Origin of the sequence: Hymenobacter piscis, from assembly GCF_018760735.1 — a bacterium.
In the GTDB taxonomy this organism is placed as follows: Bacteria; Bacteroidota; Bacteroidia; order Cytophagales; family Hymenobacteraceae; genus Hymenobacter; species Hymenobacter piscis.
The window spans coordinates 56,394-75,640 of sequence record NZ_JAHHZN010000017.1 but is presented as its reverse complement, the minus strand read 5'-3'; the positions used below and the strand labels follow the sequence as shown (position 1 = coordinate 75,640).

At 62.1% G+C, this 19,247-nt stretch carries 14 protein-coding genes; 1 reads left to right on the top strand and 13 read right to left on the bottom strand.

Translation table 11 applies throughout. From position 1 onward, the window contains the following. Nucleotides 1-22: 22 nt before the first annotated feature. The 10 genes from KLP40_RS16080 to KLP40_RS16035 form a co-directional block, all read right to left on the bottom strand. Nucleotides 23-745 carry a tRNA1(Val) (adenine(37)-N6)-methyltransferase gene (locus KLP40_RS16080; RefSeq protein ID WP_246558923.1) on the bottom strand — a complete coding sequence of 241 codons (723 nt, stop codon included), beginning with the start codon at nt 743-745 and terminating at the stop codon, nt 23-25. Further along, on the bottom strand, nt 738-1,841 hold the full coding sequence (locus KLP40_RS16075) for an acyltransferase family protein (RefSeq protein WP_215594863.1): 1,104 nt from the start codon (nt 1,839-1,841) through the stop codon (nt 738-740). Before KLP40_RS16075 ends, KLP40_RS16080 begins: the two co-directional genes overlap by 8 nt. 23 nt (nt 1,842-1,864) lie before the next feature. After that, nucleotides 1,865-2,338 carry a ribonuclease HI gene (rnhA, locus tag KLP40_RS16070; protein ID WP_215594862.1) on the bottom strand — a complete coding sequence of 158 codons (474 nt, stop codon included), beginning with the start codon at nt 2,336-2,338 and terminating at the stop codon, nt 1,865-1,867. Nucleotides 2,339-2,495: 157 nt separating this feature from the next. Then, a complete protein-coding gene (locus KLP40_RS16065) occupies nt 2,496-4,280 on the bottom strand; it encodes a chloride channel protein (protein ID WP_215594861.1) in 1,785 nt (594 codons plus the stop codon). A 142-nt stretch (nt 4,281-4,422) separates the two neighbouring features. Next, nucleotides 4,423-5,247, bottom strand: a complete 825-nt coding sequence (locus KLP40_RS16060) for a mechanosensitive ion channel family protein (protein ID WP_215594860.1) — start codon at nt 5,245-5,247, stop codon at nt 4,423-4,425. A gap of 159 nt (nt 5,248-5,406) precedes the next feature. After that, on the bottom strand, nt 5,407-5,841 hold the full coding sequence (locus KLP40_RS16055; protein ID WP_215594859.1) for a hypothetical protein: 435 nt from the start codon (nt 5,839-5,841) through the stop codon (nt 5,407-5,409). Then, complete coding sequence (locus KLP40_RS16050) at nt 5,814-6,125, bottom strand: hypothetical protein (protein WP_215594858.1); 312 nt, start codon at nt 6,123-6,125, stop codon at nt 5,814-5,816. The genes KLP40_RS16055 and KLP40_RS16050 overlap by 28 nt, the downstream gene beginning before the upstream one ends. Before the next feature lie 131 nt (nt 6,126-6,256). Then, nucleotides 6,257-6,718: a nucleoside deaminase gene (locus tag KLP40_RS16045; RefSeq protein WP_215594857.1), complete on the bottom strand. Its 462-nt coding sequence runs from the start codon at nt 6,716-6,718 to the stop codon at nt 6,257-6,259. A gap of 102 nt (nt 6,719-6,820) precedes the next feature. After that, nucleotides 6,821-7,903 (bottom strand): DUF695 domain-containing protein, encoded by a 1,083-nt coding sequence (locus tag KLP40_RS16040; RefSeq protein ID WP_215594856.1) that lies wholly within the window; start codon nt 7,901-7,903, stop codon nt 6,821-6,823. Nucleotides 7,904-7,950: 47 nt separating this feature from the next. Continuing rightward, nucleotides 7,951-11,082, bottom strand: a complete 3,132-nt coding sequence (locus KLP40_RS16035) for a PD-(D/E)XK nuclease family protein (protein ID WP_215594855.1) — start codon at nt 11,080-11,082, stop codon at nt 7,951-7,953. A gap of 107 nt (nt 11,083-11,189) precedes the next feature. On the opposite strand from KLP40_RS16035, the gene KLP40_RS16030 reads away from it, so the two are divergent. Then, nucleotides 11,190-11,963 (top strand): DUF2310 family Zn-ribbon-containing protein, encoded by a 774-nt coding sequence (locus tag KLP40_RS16030; RefSeq protein ID WP_215594854.1) that lies wholly within the window; start codon nt 11,190-11,192, stop codon nt 11,961-11,963. Nucleotides 11,964-12,649: 686 nt separating this feature from the next. Here KLP40_RS16030 and KLP40_RS16025 read toward each other — a convergent pair. The 3 genes from KLP40_RS16025 to KLP40_RS16015 form a co-directional block, all read right to left on the bottom strand. Continuing rightward, nucleotides 12,650-13,936 carry a TCR/Tet family MFS transporter gene (locus KLP40_RS16025; protein WP_215594853.1) on the bottom strand — a complete coding sequence of 429 codons (1,287 nt, stop codon included), beginning with the start codon at nt 13,934-13,936 and terminating at the stop codon, nt 12,650-12,652. Nucleotides 13,937-14,244: 308 nt separating this feature from the next. Further along, entirely contained in the window at nt 14,245-15,486 is a 1,242-nt protein-coding gene (locus KLP40_RS16020; protein ID WP_215594852.1) for a BamA/TamA family outer membrane protein, read from the bottom strand. 202 nt (nt 15,487-15,688) lie between these two features. Further along, nucleotides 15,689-19,237 carry a UvrD-helicase domain-containing protein gene (locus KLP40_RS16015; protein WP_215594851.1) on the bottom strand — a complete coding sequence of 1,183 codons (3,549 nt, stop codon included), beginning with the start codon at nt 19,235-19,237 and terminating at the stop codon, nt 15,689-15,691. Nucleotides 19,238-19,247: the final 10 nt, after the last annotated feature.

Below are 19,247 nucleotides of genomic sequence, written 5' to 3'. Positions count from 1 at the left end.
TGACGAGGCAACCCGACGCGGCTTACAGCGCCAGGTAAAAGGGAGCCAACTGCTGCCGAAACCAGACAGAATAGGCTTCCGAATCGGGTTGGCGCAGGAAGCAGACCGTTTCGGTAACCGGGCCGGGCACCCGCCCGAAAGCCGTGATCTGGCGCAGGGGCTTGCTGGCGGCGCGGTGGTGGAGCACCAGCCGGGTGCGGGGCCAGAGGCCCGCGCGGGCCGCTTCGCGCTCAAATTCCCGCATCTCGGGCGGGGGCAGCAGCACCGTGAGCCGGCCTTCAGGCGCCAGGAAACCGGCCCCGAACCGGGCCAGCTCCGCGAAGCTGAGCGTGTCGTCGGCGGCGTGGCGGGCGGTGGTGCGGCGCGCGTCGGGGGAGCGCAGGGAGTGGCGGAAAAAGGGCGGGTTGCAGATAATGTGGTCGAAGGGCGCAGGCCTGGTGGCAGCGAAGTCGGCCAAAGCGCCCGCATGCAGGGTGAGCCGCTCGGCCCAGGGACTGGCCCCGAAGTTGGCCGCCGCCTGGGCCGCCGCCGCTTGCTCCACCTCCACGGCCTCGATGCGGGCAGTGGGGTTGCGCTGGGCCGCCATAAGGGCCAGCAACCCGGTACCAGTTCCAACGTCCAGAATACGCCCGGCCGATTCCAGGGCGGCTACTGCGCCCAGTACGCAGGCATCGGTGCTCACCTTCATGGCGCACCCGGCCTGCTCCACGCGGAACTGCTTGAATTGGAAGTAGGAATTAGCCAAGAGATACTTGCCGAGAGCGAATCAGCTTGTTGAGAGGCTCCTCAATAAATTTGTATAGGATAATGGAAAGAACAACGAGCATAACGAATACGAGAACCGCGCCGGTCAACGTATTTTCATCAAAATAAGGGCTAAATAACGCATGGACATGCCCCATATGAATGAGATAAAAGGCATAAGAGCTTCGGCCGAGTAAAGAAAAAAACCGGGAACTCAAAAGGGCCGAAAGGAGTGTCTTTTCTCTGACTAGTCCGATAATCGACAGGGATATGAAGATGGGAAGATATAAGTTGTTAACAATCATTCCCAATGAGTGGTGTATGCCGAAAGATTCGCCGTAAATGTATTTTATTCTAAATAAAAAGTAAATTCCAAGGGCAAAGAAGATAGTTCCGGCATAAGTAAACCAGGGTAGTCGGGATATTGTATTGATTTTCTTCAGTATAATGGCCGCGCCAATGCCCATTAAAAATTCTGTAAATCGCCCGAAGAAAGTATAGGAGACAATCAGTTGAATATTTTCGAAAAAAGGAAGACCCAGGAACTGACACAGGTGCATGAGCAGCAGGCCGGTAGCGGGCAGAGCAACCACCGTAGCAATCCAGGTTGCGGTTTTACTGCCAGGTCCCACCTTCAACCCAACGAAAAAGAACAACGCAAACAGATAGAAGCATTCTTCCACCGTCAGCGACCAGCTTTGCTGAATGCCAGTGCCTAAGTATTGCCAGGAAAATCCCTTCAGAAAACTGATGTTTAGCAGGTACTCATAAAATACTTTAGAGCTGGTGTCATGAATCAGATAATATCCAAAAATGCAGGTGGTGAGGATGAAATAAAGAGGATAAACCCGTGCAAATCGATTGATTAGGTATTTTTTGACGTAAGAAAAATTCAAAGTGGCATCATTCAGATAACGTGTGGCAATTAAAAATCCGCTAAGCGTAAAAAAGATGGTAACCCCTACGTGCAACTCCTTGCATATATCTTCCAGTAATACATTGTTGAATAAAAGCATGCCGGGGTTGTAGTGGTGCAGATACACCATAAATGCGGCAATGGCACGCAAGCCCGTGAGGGCACCGTAATAGGATTTCATTAGCGGATTATAGAAGCAGGAAGTTAATTTCTGGGCCGCTTAGACTCGATTAGCTCATAGCCCTCATCAATCAGCAACGGGCCGCGGGTGGCGCTGGATACGGCCAGCTGGTCGCACCGCTCGTTTTCGGGGTGGCCGTTGTGGCCGCGCACCCAGCGGAACTGCACCGTGCGCTGCTGGTGCACTTTTATAAAGCGCCGCCACAGGTCCTCGTTGGCCTTCTTGCCGAAATCGGCCTTTTTGGCCCAGCCGAACACCCAGCGCTTCTCCACCGCGTCCACCACGTAGCGCGAATCGGTGACAACGGTGATGGGCAGCTCGGGGCGGTTGATGGATTCCAGGCCCACAATCACGGCCAGCAGCTCCATGCGGTTGTTGGTGGTGAGGCGGAAGCCCTGGGTCAGCTCCTTCTCGTGGGAGCCGAAGCGCAGCAGGGCCCCGTAGCCGCCCGGCCCGGGATTGCCTCGCGAGGAGCCGTCGGTGAACAGGTAAATCAAATTGTAAGGTGCGGAATGTGAAAAATGAGGACGAATGTGCGAACTGTTGGGCCCGGTCACGAAGGTGGCGCCCGCAAATTACGGCATCATCCAACTTGAATTCGCCACATTCCGCATATTGTCCACATTCAACCCACATTCAACCCACATTCGCCTATTATTCCCCGCTATCCTTGATGAGCTGGCGGCGGTAGTTGGCCAGGATGGTGGACTTGAGCAGAAAACCCAGGTAACGGTCTTCCAGGTCGAGCACGGGCAGGGCCCAGGCGCCCAGCTGCTCCATGCAGCGCAGCGTGTCGAGCAGGGTATCGTCGGGACGGACGACGGCCAGGGGCTCGTCCATGAGGTCGCGCACGCGGGTCGTGGTGTAGTGCTCGTCGTCGAAGAGGGCGTCGCGGACGGTGTCCAGGCTCACGATGCCGTGCAGGTAGCCCTCGGCGTCCACCACCGGAAACAGGTTGCGGGAGGCGTGGCGGAAGGTGTTCACCAGCTCGCCCAGCGTATCATCGGGGCCCACGGCCAAGAAATCGGTCTGGAGCAGGGTGCGCACATCGAGGCGGGCCAGCAGGCTCCGGTCGCGGTCCTGGTTGACGTGTACGCCCTTCTGCACCAGCTTGCGGGTGTACACCGAGTAGGGTTCGAAGTAACGGGTAATCAGGTAGGAGCCCGAGGTTACCACCATCAGGGGCACGAACAGGGCGTAGCCGCCGGTAATTTCGGCAATCAGGAAGATGCCCGTGAGCGGGGCGTGCACCACCCCGGCCAGGGTGCCGGCCATGCCCAGTACAATGAAATGCACCTCCGAAATCGGGTAAAGGCCGCTCAGATTGATGAGGCGGGCGAAGATGAAACCGCACAGTGCCCCCGCAAACAGGGAGGAGCCGAACATGCCCCCGTTGCCGCCCGAGCCAATGGTAATAGTAGTGGCCACCACCTTCAGCAGCATACTGCCCCCGGCCACTATCAGCACCAGCCAGGCGCTCTGGTCGTTGAACACGTCGAACAAGGATCCGCTGGTGAGCTGCTCAGCGTGGCCGCCCAGCAGCAGCTGCACAATGTTGTAGCCCTCGCCATAGAGGGGCGGAAACAGGAACACCAGTCCGCCCAACGCCAGCCCGCCCAGCACCACCTTGCGCAGCGAGCCGGTAAGGTGGGCAAAGTACGCGTCGGCCCAGAAGTACACGCGGATCATGTACACCGACAGCAGGGCCGTGAATACGGCCAGCATGAGGTAGAGCGGCACGGCATCCACGGGCCAGCTGGTGGTGATGAGCACGAAGGGCTGGCCCGCGTACAGGGCCTTGGAAACCACCGTGGCCGTGGCCGAGGAAATGAGCAGGGGTACGAAAAACGCGGCCGACAGCTCCGAGAGCAGCACTTCCACGGCGAACAGCACGCCCGCAATAGGCGAGTTGAAGATGGCCGCAATGCCGGCCGCGGCCCCGCAGCCGGTGAGCAGGCGCCGCTCCCGCCGCCCGATGCGCAGCACCCGGGCCGTGTTCGAGCCAATGGCCGAGCCCGTGACCGAAATCGGAGCCTCCAGACCCGCCGAACCCCCGAACGTAACCGTCAGAAACGACGAAACGAGCTGGGAAAACAGCTTGCTGCGCGGTACCACGCTGCCCTGGCGGGCAATGTTGTAGATGATCGGGCCGATGCCCCGCCCGAGGTTGCCGCCCAGAAAATAGCGCGTAAACAGCACCGTGAGGGCAATGCCGATGATGGGGTAGAAGGAATTCGTAAACACCTGGTACCGGGCCGGCACCCAGGCCGTGAGCAGGTGCTGGGAGTCGTGAACCAGGGTTTTGAGCAGCACCGCCGCCAGGCCCGCCAGCACGCCCACCAGAATGCTCACCAGAATCAGGTACACCCGGTCGCTGAGGTGACGCACGCGCCAGAGCAGGAGCGGCAGCAGCAAGCGGTGAATCGTATTCTGTGGCATAGGCGCGCAGTGGAGGGACAGCAGCCCGGCAATGAATCCGCAACCTAACGAAAAACACGGTCGGATGATAGTTGCCAGTTGCCAGTTGCCAGTTGCCAGTTGCCAGAACGACCAACTAACCACTGACAACTGGCAACTGATACTATCCTGCCAGGGTAGGAACGTTGAGGCCGGCGCCGAGCAGTTCCTGTTTGACCTGCTGCATGAGCCGGCTTTTGAACTGAAGCACGCCCCGGCGGTAATCCTCGGCGTCGCCCCAGCAGTAGACGCGCAGGTCGGCGGTAGTGGCGGTGGCTTTCTCCAGGTTGACGTAGGGCGCGCGCAGCCCTTCCTGCACCTCGGGCACGGTGCGCAGATAGTTCAGAATGATGCCGGTGGCCACATCCGGAGTGGCCTGCGGGCCGATTTCGACCGTTACCAGGAAATCCATGCGCAGGTCGCCGTCGCGGGTAAAGTTGATGAGGGGCTCCTTGAGCACCATCGAATTGGGCAGGAAAATATGCTTGCCGTCGAAGGTGCGCATGAGCGTGGTACGCAGGTTGAGGGCTACCACGTGGCCCACCTGATCCTTGATCTGCACGGTGTCATCGATGCGAAACGGCCGGTTGAAGGCCAGAATCACCCCGGCCAGAAAGTTCTCGGCAATGTCCTTGAAGGCAAAGCCCACAATAAAGGCCGAGACGCCGGCCGCTCCCACCAGGCTGCCCACGATGCCCGAAAACCCGAGCACATTCAGGGCCACCAGCAGGGCAATCAGCCCCAGTACCCACTGGCTGATGCGGGTCAGGAAATCGGCCAGCAGCGGGTCGGCGGAGCGGCGGTGCAGGCGCTGGCCCAGCAGGCGGCTCAGGCGGTTGGCAATTACCAGTCCCACGGCCAGCAGCACCAGGGCCAGCCCCAGCTTCGGAAGCATAAACAGAAACTGTTCCCAATAGGCAGTCAGAACGCGGTGTAAATCGGCAAGCATGTAGTGTGGAAGTAGTAGTGAGGAGCTAGGAGCCAGGAGTTTGCAGGAATGCTGGCGGAGTTTTTTAGCCCGGAGCTGCGCCGGGCAGCGGCAACGCAAAGCCCCGTCGGCGGGGTGCCGGCGGGGCCAGAATGAGCATGTATACGCGCAAAAACGGGCTCAGGGTTGGGTTTGATTGGGGTCGGTGGGTGCCGGCCGGTTCAGCCAGCGCCAGAATATGAGGCCGCCCAGGGCGTAGGCCAGCACGTCGAGCGGGTCGGCGGTGGCGCGGGCATCGAAGCGGGGCCAGATGCCCTCGAACCAGATGGCCGTAAACAGCCAGGCGCTGACAATCCAGCTGGTCGGCAACACGAACCGGGGCTGTCGAAAATAGTAGCGTCGCATCCACCAGAGCAGCAGTGTGAGTTCGAGCGGCAGCGTCAGCACGTCGGTGAGTTGGCCGTTGAGCGCAGTGGGCCACCAGCTCAGGTGCAGCAGCGGTCCGCCGCGTTTCTGGGCAAGGGCCAGCAGGTATAGTCCCACTCCCGTCCAGAACAAGGGCTGGCGCAGCTCGGCCGGCAGGCGTTTCACCCGGCCGCCACCGTTACCAGCCACACGAAGAAGGCCATGATGGCGGCAAAAGCCAGTTGCCCGCTCCGGATGATGTGCTTGAAAAACCGCACGACCGGGCCATCATCGGGCTTGATTTCGATGAGCAGCACGGGAGCCAGGGGCGCATCGGCCTGCTGCTGACGGGTTTGGTCGCTGGCGGCCCGGCGCGGCTCCAGTACCTGCCCGCAGTGCTGGCACCGGTCGGTGGGCTGCTGCTGCCACTCGGTCCAGCGGCCACAGTGGGGGCACTTTTTGGTAGCGGCAAAGGCGGGGCTGGAATCAGGCATAAGGTAGAGTGTGGAGAAGGTGGGGGAATGCGGATTTCAGGATTGGTAAGTAGACTTATCCGCTCTTCTATACGCACGTTTTCTCATTCAGCTACATTCAGCCGCATTTCCCCAGATTCCAACATTTAACCTTACAGCTCCATAATGTCCTCGTTCCAGAGCTCGGGCTCTTCTTCGATGAAGCTCTCCATCATCTTCACGCATTCGTCGAGGTCGAGAATCTCCACTTCCACGCCGTGGCTTTCCAGGAAGGCTTTCGACTCGCCGAAGGTGCGCGACTCGCCCACCACCACTTTCGGGATTTTGAACTGCACGATGGTGCCGGCGCACATGTAGCAGGGCATCAGGGTGGTGTAAAGCACCGTGTCGCGGTAGGTGCGCTGGCGGCCGGCGTTCATCAGGGCGTCCATTTCGCCGTGCTTGATGGCGTTGCCTTCCTGCACGCGCTTGTTGCGCCCGCGGCTCACGAGCTTGCCGTCGCGCACGAGCACCGAGCCAATCGGAATACCGCCTTCCTGGCGGCCCTGGCGCGCTTCATCAATGGCGGCCTGCATGAATTCGTCTTTGACATTATCAGAAACGGCGGTTGACATACTCTGGGAAATTTAAAGGGATGAGGTATTGCTGAAAGGGGAAAGCATTGGTGCCCTTAGAGTTGATTTAAAACTGCTTGGGAGTAGCAAGACGCGGTGTGATTAGTTGCTAGCGAAGCGTGCAAAGGATTGCCAGTACTTATCCTTATAGATGTCGTAGTTGATGGCAAGTTGGGTTGAATAGTCCGCCTGAATCTGATACAGTACTTTGGCGGGCTTTCGGAAATCATTGCAGGCAAAGTAGATTTCCCGGACACCATCGGCAGTTTGCCTGCCCACATTGAGGTAGCCTTCGGAATCCTTCAGCTCCGTTAAGATGCTCTCCTCTATTTGATTCAATAGCTCGTACGTCTCTTCATCCGGCATTCCGTTGGTGCGCTCCCCATCATACGGTATTTCGACCAGTAAAATCCACGGGTGAGACGCCTTGGCATCCCAGGCCAGCAGGTCGGTGTTCATCACCGCAACGAGCCGCTTGTCGTCGGCAAGCTCCGCTTCAAAACTAGCGTATTCGTCGTCTTCAGTATTGTGCCTAATTCCCTCGTACCGTTCCGTAAACTCCTTTTTTCGCCATGCCAGAAAGTCTTTCAGTTTTCCAATGGGGATTAGTGGTTGCTGCGCATCACTTGGGCTTATGACCGTCACGTTGTCGATTTCAGTCGCAAAATCTAGCTCACCCAGGTAGTTATCCAAGAAGATACCTACGCCGTTGCTGATGGTAGCCGTATTTTCCACCTCCAGGTCATCGTGGACGGCTATAATGTTAACCTCATCAGGGCAGGCAGTGTCATCAGCAGAGTAGAAGTTGATATTATTCACATTGAAGGTGTAGCCAGCCATCTTAATATTTACCTCATCCATGTATGAGGCTGCTTTGAGTGCAGTAAATTTCCACCCAGCAATAGCCGGCGCGGCGCGGACAAGCTCTTCTACAAAAACAATATTTTGGATGACACCATCAGCGGTTAAAACCAACTCAGCGGTTTTATCGTCTGCCATCCCCGCCAAAAAATAAAACCCCTCTTTAACTATGTCTAGCTTAGGCGACAACTTATCGAAGAAGGCTTGCTCAATATGCTTCCCTTCTTGTAATGCGAGAAAAAACGTCTTCTCTTTTTTCTGAAACCAGACCCAGAAGTCTTGGTAAGATTTCGTGAGGTTACTGTTCATAATGGAAGAAGACATGGGATATAAGTGAGAGGGAAGCGCGAAGGTACGGTTTACGCAAGTGCTTACCGCGCGCAAATCCCCTTGTAAGCGCAGTACTGGCACTTATCGAGGTCGTCGGTTTTGCGGATGGGTTCGGCGGGGTCGAGGATGCGGCGCACCAGCTGGCCCAGCAGCTCCTCGCTGTGGCGCCCGAACTCCTGGCCGTCGGCCGTGAGGAAGCTCATGTCGGCCGACATGGGGCCGGCGCCGAGGTTGCGCAGGGAGATGATGGCCGCGTCGGCGGCGGGGCGGCCCTGCTGGGCCAGCAGGAAGCGGTAGAGCCAGAGTTGCCGCACTTTGTCGGCGGCCGGGGTGGCGTCGGTGAGCAGGCGTTGCACGGCGTCGGCGGGGGCTTCGCCGCGCTTGAGCAGCTGCAGGTGGCTTTTCTCCACGAGGCCCGTTTTATAATCCACGATGCGCAGGCGACCGTCGGGCAGCTGGTCTACCCGGTCGGCAAACCCGACCAGACTCACGGGCAGCTTCTCGCCGTCGGATAAGGCCACGTATACGGTAGTCTGGAGGGCTTCTTCGAGGCTTTGCACGCGCAGGGGCAGGCCGCCTTCCAGCTCCCGCAGGCTCTCGAAGTAGCGGCGCACCAGCTGGCCGGCCACCTGGCCCAGCACGTGGTTGAGGCCCTCGTCGGCGCGGGCGTGGCGGCCGGCTTCCTCCTTGCGCAGGGCCTTGGCCACCATAATGGGCGCCAGGGCCACCAGACCGGCAATGTCGGACTCGGTCAGAGGCGGGGCCTGGGACGTCTGCTGCTGCGAAAACGGCGTCAGCAGCTCCTCTAGGGCCTCGTGCACCACCGTCCCGAACCCATCGGGGCCCAGGGCTTCCTCCACTTCCTCGTTCTCCTTGAACCGGGCAATGCGCCGGAAGTAGAATTGCAGGGAGCAGCTCAGGTACTGGTTGAGGGCCGTGGGCGAGAGGCCCTTGATGAGCAGCTCCCGCAACGCCAGCAGCATGCCGGTATCCTTTTCGAGGACCAGGTCAGTTGTTAGTTGTTGGTTGTTAGTTGTTAGTTGCTGGTTGCTGGTTGTCAGTTGGTGGTTGGTTGTTGTTAGTTGTTGGTGGTTGGTTGTCAGTTCGTTTTGGGGTGAGCTGGTCGGTAACTCGTCGTCTTCAACTGACAACTGACCACCAACAACTAGCAACTCATTCGTCGTTACGGTCAGATCCAGCAGCTCCAGGGCGGGGTTCTGGAGGGCCAGGTCGTTTTCGAGCTGGAGCAGAAAGCGGCTTCGCTCGCCGGTGCGGGTGCCCTCGGCCCCGGGCAGAATGTGGAGCAAATCGACCTGGCGGGCGCGCTGGAGCAGGCGCCAGAACTGGTGGGCGGTGGCGGCCTCGTGGTCGGCGTAGGTGGGCAGACCGAAGGTGGTGAGCACGTCGTAGGGGAACAGGGAGCTGTGGCGCTTGGGAGCCGGCAGCACGTTCTCGTTGCAGCTCAGGATAATGACGTGGTCGAAATCCAGGGCCCGGGTTTCGAGCAGGCCCATCACCTGCACGTCGGCAATGGGCTCCCCGCTGAAGGGCAGGCGGGTGCTCTTCATCTGCTCGTACAAAAACCGCCGGAACGAGCGCACCGACAGGCGCTGCTCCCGGCAGTCGAACACCGAATCGAGGCGCTTGACCAGCGTAAAGAACAGGTAGAGGTACTCCGCCTCAATGGCCGAATGCTGGTCCTGGTAAGCCTTTTTGAGCAGGTCGATGAGCGTGTAGCAGGCCCGGATGATGTCGTCGCAGTTGTCCCAGGTGGCAAACAGGGCCTGCAGTAACTCGTGGCCGCCGCCCATTTCCACCAGCTCCTCGGCCGGCAGCAGCACGGCGTGGCGCTGGATGATGGTGCGGCACACCCTATCAAGCAGGCCGTGGCCGGCGGGGTCGGGCTGCTGGTCAAGCCAGCGCTGGTAGCGGCGCAGAAACGGGTGCTGGAGCAGCTTGCTCACGGCCACGTGGTGGTAGCGCGGCACGCCGTAGCCCGTTTCCGGGGAACCCTCGCGCACGCCCGTCAGGTGCACTTCAAACAGCAGATCCACGAGGTTGAACAGGGGCGTGCTCTGGAAGTTGAGGCCCATCGTGACGTTGTACTCGGGCACCTCGCGCGGGGGCAGGCCGTGGAGCACGGGCAGCAGCAGGGTTTCGTCGGGCAGCACCACGGCCACCTTGGCCCGCGGGTTGGCCCGGCGCGACTCGGCCAGGAGCTGGCCGGCCACCTTGCCCTGCATGGAGGAGTTGGCCACGCCCACCAGCCGCACCGTGCGGGGCAGCTGGCGCAGCAGCTCGGCCGGCCCCCCGAAGTTCTCCCAGGGCAAATCCAGCACGTCGTGGTAGCGGCGCAGGTGCTGGCCGGCGCGGTTGGGCGAGCCGCCTTCCAGGTAGAAGGCGTCGCCGTCGAAATAGACCTCGGCCCGGCCCGCCTTACGTAGCCGCCGAATCAGGCGCTCCTCGGCCTTGGAGAGGAAGCCCAGGCCCACGAACACGTGGCGGGGCAGCTCCTCACCAGCCTCGAGCCGCTCGCGCACCCGGCGCTGGGCCAGGCGGTAGGCCAGGCCGGGGTAGGCCAGGCGGTCCTGGCGCATGCGCTTCTGGAGGCGGCGGTACACTTTTTCGAGGTCGTCCCAGAAGCGGAAGTAGGCAGTGGTGGTGGTCGGGGGCTGGAATTCTGCCCCCAGGTCCCAGCGTTCCAGGGCCTTGGCCTGACTCAGGTACTCGAACACCTTGCGGGGCGAGGCCAGGTTCTGGTCGAGGCTGGAGAAGTCCTGGAGCAGCAGCGCCGACCAGCCCACGAACTGGTCGAAATCGAGGTGGGGGTCGATGTCGCGCAGGATTTCGAACAGCAGCAGTTGCAGGGCAATGGGCTCCTCCACCTGCACGCCGGCCAGCTCCACCATGTAGTCTTCCATGGCCGCCACCCGGGGGCTCCACACCGCCTGCCCGGCCTCGGCGGCCAGACTCAGCTCGTTCTGCAGATACACCACCGCCCGCCGCGTGGGCACCACCACCACCAGATCCGATAGCTCGCCGGTGGGGCCGTACTGGGCCACCAGCTCCCGGGCCATGCGCGCCAGAAAGGGCGTGGCATCGGGCAGGGGCACGGCGGCCGGCCGGGGCGGGGCGGCGGTGAACAGGGGCAGGTCGGGGAGGGAAGCGGGCATGCGCGGCGGGAAAGGAAATCTACGGTAAGGTACAGTACCTTTCGCTCAGAAACCGGCCCCGACCCGCCCAAACCCGGAAATGCGCCTTATAAACCTGAATATGTCCGATGTTTATTCAGCAAGTTTCCATTGATATCCAGGCCGCCACCGACCCCGGGTTGGTGTTCGAGGAACTAGGTGGCCTCATGGGCCTTTACCGGCAGAGCGGGCAGAAGCAGGGCAAACTGGAAAGTCAGTACCTGGCCGACAACCGCGTACTGGCGCTACCCTACACGCTGGAAGAAGATTCGCTGGCCGCCTGCTACAACAACGAGTACGTGAACCGGAGCCTCGAGCGGCTGGCGGCGCTGGCGGGCCAGCCGGTGCAGATTCAGTGCGTGGGTTCCACCGGCTCCGAGCCGCTATCCGGGGTGTGCCATTGTGCCCGCAGCCCTTTCTATCTGCTCTACACCGATTTCGTAACCCTGCACTCGCCGGTGCTGTGCGGTGGCTGCAATGGCAGCATCCCGCTCTACCGGTTGCAGCACGACGGCGAGAGTTCCTTTTCCCGCCTGCTGAGCTGGGAGACCAACTACCGGGCCTGCGACAGTCTGCAGATCAACTGCACGGTGGGGGAGCAGTGGGCAACCCGACAGTTATCAGATGTTCGCTCCGCCTTATCCAAGGAGGGCCGGGCGCTGGCGGCCGAGCTGGAAGCCCTGACCGGGGTGCCGGTGTATTATTACCTGTTCAATGACCGGGCAATTTCCGTGGCCCGGGACCAGCGGCGGCCCTGCCCGGCGTGCGGGCAGCCTTGGTTACGGACCGAATCGTTGCACGGACGCTACTATTTTCAATGCGTCCCCGACCGGCTGATTTCGGCCTTATCTACCAATAACTAACCTATTAATTCGCCTTTGATTATGCCCTTCACCGTTTACAAAACCACTATCCCGCCGCCCGCCGAGACATCAACTTCTTGGTGGGAAATAGCGAAGGGGCTGCCGTTCATCGTGCTTATGATTCCGGTGGCCGTAGTAGTGTTTTGTGCGGGTGCGATAATGATGGTTTGGGAAGAGGTGAACCAAAAAGTTGTTCTGCCTATTCGGAAGCTATTTGGCTACCAGCCACCCCCGGAGGTTTTATCAGCTTCGGAAGCGGCTGATGTAGTTCTATATAACGAACAAGTCCAGCTACTTACCACTTGGCAGTATGCAGAGGACGTTAGCCCGGAATTTACTTCGTGGTTTGACGGCTGGCTTGCTTTGCATGGTCCGGTAGCTAATCCTGGCCTTTACTGTCTGCAAACGAAACCCGAGGTAGCCGGCCTGCATGGGCAGCTCGTGAGCGACCTATGTCGGGAGTGGGCCGAGGGCGTTTTCCTGCAGCTCGTGGAGCCCCTACCCGGCCAGACGCCGGCGGCCACTACCTGGCTGGTGTACCTGAATTTTACCACCCTGTAATGGGAGCTGCTGACTGAAACGGCAGACTACTACCTGCTGCCCAACGCGGCGGGGGCGGAGCATGGGCTGTTTGAAGGCCTAAGTATGACGCAGGGCCGGCTGGAGCTGCGGGTGCAAACGCTCGTCTAGTGCCCCAACTCGATTACGGGCTCGGTGGCCTCAGCAGTAGTCGCCGGGACTACGTAGCTGGCCAGGGAGCGGGCGGCCAGGCCCAGGCTGATGAGCGTGAGCAAAGCGGCCAGCAGGAAGGGCGCGCCGGGAAAGTACACGGGCGCGCCGGGGCCGGTGTAGAAGGAGAACAGGTTGGTCATGAGCACCGGCCCCACGATGGAAGTCAGGCTCATCAGGCTGGTGAGCGCGCCCTGCAGCTCGCCCTGCTCGTCGGCGGGTACCTGGCCCGAAATAATACCCTGCAGGGCCGGGCCGGCAATGCCGCCCAGGCAGTAGGGCACCAAAAAGGCGAACATCATCCAGCCCCGGCTGGCAAAGGCAAACAGTACGAAGCCCACCGCGTAGAGCAGCATGCCCAGGTACACCGAGCGTTGCGGGCCCAGGGCCGGGTTGATGCGCCGAATGAGCACGCCCTGCACCAAGGCTACCAGCAGCCCCACCGCGGCCAGGGAGTAGCCCACCCATTTCTCGGTCCAGCTGAACTTCTCCATCACGTAGTACGACCACGTGCTCTGGGTGGCGTGGGCGGCCACGTAAATGAAGAGCAGCGAGGCCACCAGCCCCAGAATAACGGGGTAGCGGGCCAGCAATTTCAGGCTGCCCACGGGGTTGGCCCGCTGCCAGGAAAACGGCCGCCGCCGCTCCACGGGCAACGATTCGGGCAGCACGAAGTAGCCGTACACCACGTTGAGCAGCGTCAGGCCCGCGGCGGCCAGAAACGGCAGCTGGTGGCTGTACTCGCCCAGCACTCCGCCCAGCAGCGGCCCCATGATGAAGCCCAGCCCGAAGGCGGCCCCAATCAGCCCGAAGTTCTGGGCCCGGTCCTCGGGCTTCGACACGTCGGCAATGTAGGCCGAGGCGGTGGTGATGCTGGCCCCGGTGATGCCCGCCAGCAGCCGGCCCACGAACAGCCAGCCGATGGTGGGGGCGAAGGCCAGAAACAGGTAATCGAGCCCGAAACCGAGTAGCGACGAGAGCAGCACCGGGCGGCGGCCGTAGCGGTCGGAGAGGTTGCCCAGCACCGGCGAGAACAGGAACTGCATCACGGCGAAGGCGAATACCAGCCAGCCGCCCACCCTGGCCGCCTCGCTCACCGTGCCCCCGGTCAGGTGCTGAATCAGCTTCGGAATGACGGGAATGATGATGCCGATACCCGTCACGTCGAGCAGCAGGGTGATGAAGATAAACGTGAGGGCCGAGCGGGGAGCCGGGGTAGTGGCAGCGGGAGTCGTCGTCGTCATAGCAGCAGAAACGCAAGCCGCAAAGGTAGCCGGTTTCGGGGCGCTGCGAAGCAACCTAAAAGGAATCCTCGGACCGGGCTGGCGGAGGGCTGGCGGTTTCTGCTGTAATGATTTTTTGACAGTCAATCAGTTGGAAAGCCGTTGCTAGTGGCTCTTGTTAAAGCCGCCGGCCGCTTCCCAAACTCAACTACCCGCTTGGTGCGCCTGCCGGGTTGGGCGGATCACGTCTTCCCGGCCCAATGGCGTGGTAAGGGGCCAGGGCATGGGTGCACCGGTCCCTAACGGCATTACTACGGCCGTGCGGGGGCCTAAAAGGCCTCCGCCACGTTGAGATAGAATGTGCCGCCCGAGTCGCCGAAGGCCGCGTCGAAGCGCAAATTCAGGTTTTCGGCTTTCACCAGCTTAAAGCGCAGGCCCGCACCCGCCGCCGGATGCAGACCCTGAAAGTCGAAATCGCGCAGGCGCGCGGCCACCCGGCCAACGCTGGCGAAGCCCACCACCCCGAAGCGGTTGGTGAGCGGCCGCCGGTATTCGACCTGGGCGGCGGCGTAGTTGCGGTCGAGGTAGCGCCCTTCGTAGTAGCCGCGCATCAGCGCCCCGCCCCCCAGCGCCCCATTCTCCAGCAGCGGCACGTTGCCGGACGTCAGATAGCCGAACACCTGATAGGCCAGCACGTGCTGCCGACCAGTCGCGAGCTGAAAATACTGCCGCACGTCGATTTTGGTCAGCTCGTAGCGAAACTGCCCCCCTAGTTGCTGGCCGTACCAGCCGTGGGTGACTTCGGCCAACGTACCCCGCTGGGCATTGAGCACGTTGTCGCGCGTGTCGTAGGTGAGGGCCGTTTCCAGGCCTGTGCTGATGGCCCCGAGCGCCCCGGTCTCGCGCGGCTGGCCGGAGTTGTCGAGCAGCAGGCTTTGCGGCGCCAACTGCACATCGCTCACCCGCACATGGCGCACCCCCCCGCCCAAAAACAGTTTTCCTGCTACCCGGCGCAGCAGCAGCGGCTCCAGTACCGTGTAGCGGTAGTCGTAAATCTCCTCGTTGGAGCTGGGCGTGTTGTTGCCCACGCCGTAGAAAAGCTGCGGAAAGCTGGAATGCCGCAGGTTGCCGCGCAGCAGGTAGTTTTCGTGGTTGAAAAAAACCGTGTAGCCGGAATACAGGATGTACTGCTGGTTGAGCGTGTACTGAAACGATACCGGAATATTGGAGGTCCGGGTATCGGCGCCCACTCCCCTGGGCTTGAAGAGAAATTTGGCTCCGATGCCCAGGCCCCAACTGGTTTCGGGGGCGTAGGAGATGATGGGAGCCAGCACGAGCCGGGTCGGATAGGCGCCGCGCTGCGCTACGGCGGGCTGGTTGAGGTCGAACTCGAACACATCCAGGAGGCGGTCAAGCAACGAGCGGCTGGTATCTGCCTGCGCCACCGGCCTGCCCGCCGTGCTGCCGCGCAGCGAATCGGCCGGGAGTTGCTGGGCCAGCGCCGGAGAAACGGCCAGCGTACCTTGGGCGACCAGCAGAGCTCCCAGGACTCTACGGACAGCTACTTTCAACCTCCTGTTGTTCGACTTCATACTTTGTGTTCGGCCTGTATTCGCCACAAAGGTAGGGTGAAAAGGCAAGGCAGTACCACTGGGGCGCACGCTGGCCACCTCCTTTTCACCCCTTGCTTATCTACGCGCGGTCCCCGATGGGCGTACGCTATGGCATTCGATGGCGGGGACGAAGGCGGCTTGCAGACCCTGGCAGAGCTGATCAGCCGGCTGGCTCCCGTGTAGGCGCGTCCTCACCGCCGATTTCCCATTCCACCACGTCCCGGGTGTCGAAGTAGTAGAGCACGCAGCGTATCTCCGCAAAGCCGAGCTGGCGGAAGAGGGCGGCGTACTGCTGCAGGGGCACGCGGTGGCGGAATTCGGGGGGCGGCTGCTTGAAATCGAGGAGCGTCACGCGGCGCCCGGCGCCCCCGGCGGCCGTTTCGAACACGATGCGGTCGGGCTTGTAATCCTGCTTGCGGGTGCCGCCCACCAGGATTTCGCGCTCCGCCTCGGCCGTTACGTCCGGGCCGAAATAGGGGGCCAGTTGGGGGTGGTCCACCACTTCGCGCAGGCGGCGCAGCAGCTCGGGGCGTTCCTGGAGGCTGATGAGGCCCTCAGTGGCCAGCTGGGCGGCCACGCGGTCTACTTCGGTGGCCCGCTTCACACGGCGCAGGGCGTAGTGCAGGCGGCGGTTCCACTCGCGCTGCTCCTGCTGCTCATCGAAATCAAAGACGGTGTTGGCGTGCCGGCGCAGCCGCAGCCGCTTCTCCCAGGGCGTGCTGCTGAAGTTGGTCAGGGGCAGGTCCTGGTTGGTTGTTGGTTGTCGGTTGTCAGTTGTTGGGTGCTGGTGGTTGGTGGGTGGTGGTTGGTTTTTGGCGTCGTTCGACGGCGGGCTAACCGCTGACAGCTCTGAGTTAACGGCTTCGCTGAGCGTGTAAGCCATCTGCTCGTCGTCCCAGCGGTTGGTGCCGAGCAGGTAGCGGTGCAGGAGCTCGGCCACGGAGCCGGCGGGCTTGTCGAAGGAGGCTTCGCCGTCGTCGTCCCGGGCGGATTTTTTGGCGGGTTTGGGCTTCTTGCTGATGACGTAGAGGCGGCGCTTGGGGCGGGTGAAGGCCACGTATAGCATGTTCAGGCCCTCCAGAAAGGTCTTTTCCAGCTCCTCGGTGTACTGTCCGGCCAGGGGCGTGAGCAGCAGGTCCTGCTTCTGGCTGAGCACGGCCACCCCGGGCATGTCGGGCACGGGCTTCTCGGCCTCCGAGGTCAGCCGGCCCCAAAGCAGCGTGCCCATGAACGGCCGCAAGGACCAGTCGGCAAAGGGCACAATCACCACCCCGTAGGCCAGGCCCTTGGCCTTGTGCACGGTGGTGATGGTGAGGGCGTCGCGGCCGGCGGGGGCGTTGATGCTCAGGCTGCTCTTCTTCTGGTCCCAGTAAGTGAGGAAGTTGTTGAGGTTGTTGCCGTAGCGCAGGCTGTATTCCAGGGTCAGGTCGAGGAAGCGGAACAGGTACTCGCGCTCGGTCACCCGCGCCAGCAGCCCGAAGAGCCCGATGAGGCGTTCGGTCAGCTCGTAGAGGCCCAGGTTGCCGGTCTCGCCCTCCTGCACGTCGTAGCCCAGGGCCCGCAGCTCCTCGAAAAACGGCTCTGCCGACTCGGCGTTGGCCAGCTCGGCCCAGCGCCGGGCGCGGTCGGGGGTGGGGGCGTGGCCGCGCACCACCCGGTCCACGAGCAGCAGGGCTTCGGCCCGGGCCAGGGTGTCGGTGGGGCGGTTGAGCACCCGGAACACGGCTACCAGCAGGTTCACCACCTCCGCAAATTCCAGGGAGAGCGAGTCGGCCGAAATGATGTCGTAGCCCCGTTCCTTGAGAAATTTGGCGGCGCGCCGGCTGTTGCCCCGGGTCCGGCAGAGCACGGCCACGTCCTGGAGGCGGAAGCCGTCGGAGAGTGCCTGTTCCACCAGCTGCAGGGTCAGGTAGAGGGTGCTTTCGTCGTAGTCCAGGGTCTGGCCGGGCAGGTAGCCGGGCAGCAGGGTGGACGTGAAGGTGCCGACCGCCGCGTCGTAGCGGGTGGCCGGAGCCTCGTCGTCAGTGAAGAGCAGCTCCACGTGGGCGGGGGGCAGGTCTTTATTGGCGGGGGCCTGCTGGGTGAAATTCGCGTCGTAGAGGTCCTGGACCAGCGGCAGGGCGGCATGGGTGGCGCTGACGTGGCTGAAAAAAGCGTTGTTGAAGTCGATGATGGCCTGGCCCGAGCGGTAGTTCACGCTCAGGTTGCGCGCTTCCAGGGCCCGCTTCACGGGTACGTAGCGGTCGGCCAGACGCTGGCGCAGCTCGGGGTCGGCCACCTTCTCGTAGAGTTGCTCGGTCTTGCCTTGGTAGAGGCGCAGAATCTGCTCCATCTCGCCCCCGCGCCAGCGGTAGATAGCCTGCTTGGCGTCGCCCACGGCCAGACTGAAATGGTTGCTGCCCAGGGCGTTTTCCACCAGCGGTAGCAGGTTGTTCCACTGCAGCACCGAGGTGTCCTGAAACTCATCGATGAGCAGGTGCTGGTACCGGTCGCCGAGCCGCTCGTACAGAAAGGGCACCGGCTCGCGCAGCACAATCTGGGCAATGCGGCGGTTGAATTCGGCAATCAGCACCACGCCCCGGTCGCGGCTGAGCTGGTCCACGGCCTTGCTCAACTCGCTGAGCAAACTCACCTGAAACACGTAGGGCAGCATGCCGGTGGCCAGCAGGTAGCCGGGCAGCAGGCGGGCACGGATGTCCTGGAGGCGCTCAAATACGTCGGTCAGGCCCGGCGCGGCGGCGTCCACGGCCTCCCGCAGCGGCCCCTTTTTCGATTTGGCGCTGCTCCAGTCGCCCGAGGCCACGGGCTTGAGGGCAGTGGGGGTGGGGAAGTTCGCGCCCGGGGCCGGCACCTCCAGCCAGCGTTTCCAGTTGCTGAAGTGCCCGTACACCCCGTTGGCGCCGCCCGCCAGGTGCTCGGCTTCCAGGCCGTGCGCCGCCAGCGTTTCGAGGGCCACGGCGGCGGTTTGCTCCACGAGGGCCTCAATTTCCTGCTTGCGCAGCTTCAGGCCCTCGTGCAGGCGGCGGTAATCGGTCAGGCTCAGCTGCTGGAGCTGCTCCATGGCCTCGTGCACTGGCTCGCTGAGCAGAAACTTGCCAAACTCGACCAGCTCCTCGGGCAGGTTGTTCCAGCTGCGGCCCTCCTCGGCCTTGCTAAGGGCAAAATCGGAAATCGTGCGCGAGAGCAGGGCCGCGTTCGGGTCGCGGTTCACCCGGTCGAGCACCAAGGCCACGGCCCCCTGCAGCACGGTGGCGCTGTCCAGCTCCACCTCAAAGGTGGCGGGCAGGCCCAGCTCCCGGGTAAAGGCCGTCACGATGCGCTGCACGAACGAGTCGATGGTGCTCACCGCAAAGTCGGCGTAGTGGTAGAGGGCCAGCCGGAACGTGGCCTGGGCCCGGGCCTGCAGCAGCTGCTGACGCTCGGCGGCCGTGGCCACATGGGCCAGCGGGCCTTCCCGGTGCAGCTCCTCGGCAATGTCGGTGAGCAGCGGGTCGGTGTGGCCGGCGGGCAGGCGCGCAAACCGCCGCAGCGCCCCCAGAATCCGTTGCTTCATCTCGCCCGCCGCGTCGTTGGTGAACGTGATGGCCAGAATGCTCTTGAAGTACCCCGCCTCCTCCGAGCCAAGCGCCAGCTTCAGGTATTCCTTAGTGAGCTGGTAGGTTTTGCCGGAGCCGGCGGAAGAGGAGTAAATGCGGAAAGTGGCGGGCATGGGGGGAGGC

Coding starts and splice junctions, on each gene's coding strand:
- KLP40_RS16075 (WP_215594863.1), bottom strand. CDS start 1,841: ATGAAATCCTATTACGGTGCCCTCACGGGCTTGCGTGCCATTGCCGCA.
- KLP40_RS16065 (WP_215594861.1), bottom strand. CDS start 4,280: ATGCCACAGAATACGATTCACCGCTTGCTGCTGCCGCTCCTGCTCTGG.
- KLP40_RS16060 (WP_215594860.1), bottom strand. CDS start 5,247: ATGCTTGCCGATTTACACCGCGTTCTGACTGCCTATTGGGAACAGTTT.
- KLP40_RS16050 (WP_215594858.1), bottom strand. CDS start 6,125: ATGCCTGATTCCAGCCCCGCCTTTGCCGCTACCAAAAAGTGCCCCCAC.
- KLP40_RS16045 (WP_215594857.1), bottom strand. CDS start 6,718: ATGTCAACCGCCGTTTCTGATAATGTCAAAGACGAATTCATGCAGGCC.
- KLP40_RS16040 (WP_215594856.1), bottom strand. CDS start 7,903: ATGTCTTCTTCCATTATGAACAGTAACCTCACGAAATCTTACCAAGAC.
- KLP40_RS16035 (WP_215594855.1), bottom strand. CDS start 11,082: ATGCCCGCTTCCCTCCCCGACCTGCCCCTGTTCACCGCCGCCCCGCCC.
- KLP40_RS16030 (WP_215594854.1), top strand. CDS start 11,190: ATGTTTATTCAGCAAGTTTCCATTGATATCCAGGCCGCCACCGACCCC.
- KLP40_RS16025 (WP_215594853.1), bottom strand. CDS start 13,936: ATGACGACGACGACTCCCGCTGCCACTACCCCGGCTCCCCGCTCGGCC.
- KLP40_RS16015 (WP_215594851.1), bottom strand. CDS start 19,237: ATGCCCGCCACTTTCCGCATTTACTCCTCTTCCGCCGGCTCCGGCAAA.